The sequence below is a fragment of the Corynebacterium gottingense genome, assembly GCF_003693265.1.
GTDB classification, from domain to species: domain Bacteria; phylum Actinomycetota; class Actinomycetes; order Mycobacteriales; family Mycobacteriaceae; genus Corynebacterium; species Corynebacterium gottingense.
The window spans coordinates 1-1,602 of record NZ_RDRE01000116.1; the positions used below are offsets into that span (position 1 = coordinate 1).

1 protein-coding gene and 1 pseudogene are annotated in these 1,602 nt (G+C 69.5%); both read left to right on the plus strand.

Annotation, left to right across the window (positions count from 1 at the left end):
- Positions 1 to 1,311 (plus strand): annotated as a pseudogene (locus tag EAW56_RS12810) (hypothetical protein); the annotation flags it as partial.
- A 49-nt stretch (positions 1,312 to 1,360) separates the two neighbouring features.
- Positions 1,361 to 1,602, plus strand: a 242-nt coding sequence (locus EAW56_RS12070; protein ID WP_147453328.1) for a hypothetical protein, incomplete at its 3' end; no start/stop codon positions are given.

Sequence of the window (1,602 nt, forward strand, 5' to 3'; positions counted from 1 at the left end):
CCCCGGCTGCGCCTGACCGAGCTGGAGTTCCCCCGCGCCTTCCAGACACTCGGCGCGACGGCGGTGGTGGAGCTCATCGGCTTCCTGAGCTTCGCCCTCTGGCTGGGTATTGCAGCCCCCTCCTTCGCCGCGTTGGTGGACCCGTACGGTGAGCGACCACCCACCCCGCTCTACGCCGACCCGGCCGCCTGGTTCATCCTCGGCGGATTCGTGGCCTTTGTTGTGCTCGCGCCCCTGTGCAGCTTCCTGCCCCTCGCCGCCGCTGACGGCCACGGCCTGCTGGCCGCGACGAAGCGCGCCGCCGCGAACTGGCTGCGCCTCATGGCCCTCGAAGCCTTGTCCCTGCTCACCCTGCTCATCGGCGCAGTCTGCATCGGCGTCGGGCTGCTGGTGGCGGTGCCGATCGTCGTGTGTGCGTTCGCCCACGCGTACTGCCAGGCCGTGGGCCGCACAGTGGAGGAGCCCACAGAGCCGACAGCACCGACAGAGCCCACGGAACCAACGGAGCCCGAAAAACCCACACCCGCCCCCACACCAGCCCCCGGCGAAAACCCGTACGCCCAGGCCAGCAACACGTACCTCGACCCGCAGGCCTGGCCTACCGAGCCCGGCACCGGGCGGGTCCGGGTGGGCCGCGCGTTCTCCTGGGCGTGGGCCGCGTTCACCGGAAACTGGGCCACGTGCGTGCAGCTGACGTTCGCGTTCCTCGTCATCAGTGTCGTGGCTGGCAACCCGCTGCTTTTCATCGTTGCGCTGTTCCTCTTCCCCGCCGTGTGGTTTGTCGTGGTGGTCCCGTTTGCCGTGTCGGCGGCGCTGCGGCAGACGGACCGCATCACGTTCTCGATCGGGGAGGCGAAGCCCCTGCACTTCGCGCAGACCGTGGTGGTCGGGCTGTTCGCCGCCGCGATTTCGTGGCCAGTGCCCTCCGCCGTGCGCTGGGCGCTTCACCAGACGTTGCCGTGGGACGTGCCGGAGGGGACGCCGATGGGTCCCATCATGCTGGGCATCGGTTTGCTGTGCTACCTTGCCGTATCGCCGCTGTGGGCGCTCATGCCGTTCTTCGCGGCGGACGGCAGCGGGATCGGCCAGGCGATCGGCCGCGGGTTCCGGCGCGGCGTGCGCAACTATTTCCCGCTGCTCGCCCTTGCGCTGGCGTGCACGGTCCTCAACATTCTCGGCGCCGCGGTTCTTGGCCTGGGCCTTTTGGTGACGATCCCGCTCTCACTGCTGGCGTACGCCCACGCGTACCGGGAGGCGTCGCGGGGACCGGTTCCCGTCGATAAGCACAGCACATACCGCGGCAGAAATTAATAGGGGACGTACCCGTGCAAACCCTGGGAACTTTGGTAGCGTGCGGTGTATGCAGGAGGAACATTCACGCGCGGGCACGGTCCGCATCCGCCCGGCGCTGACGTGGGGGTGGGCGGCGGCGACGTCCAACTGGCGGCTCTGGGTCCCATGCACCGCCGTCGCGCTGCTCATCACGGCGGCCAGCCTCGCGCTGTGCTACTACGTCACGCCGCTGGTCGTCGCGGCGCTCGTGATCCCATTCGCCACGGTCACGGCGCTGCGCCAGACTCGCGAGCGCGCCCCTCGCCTGCG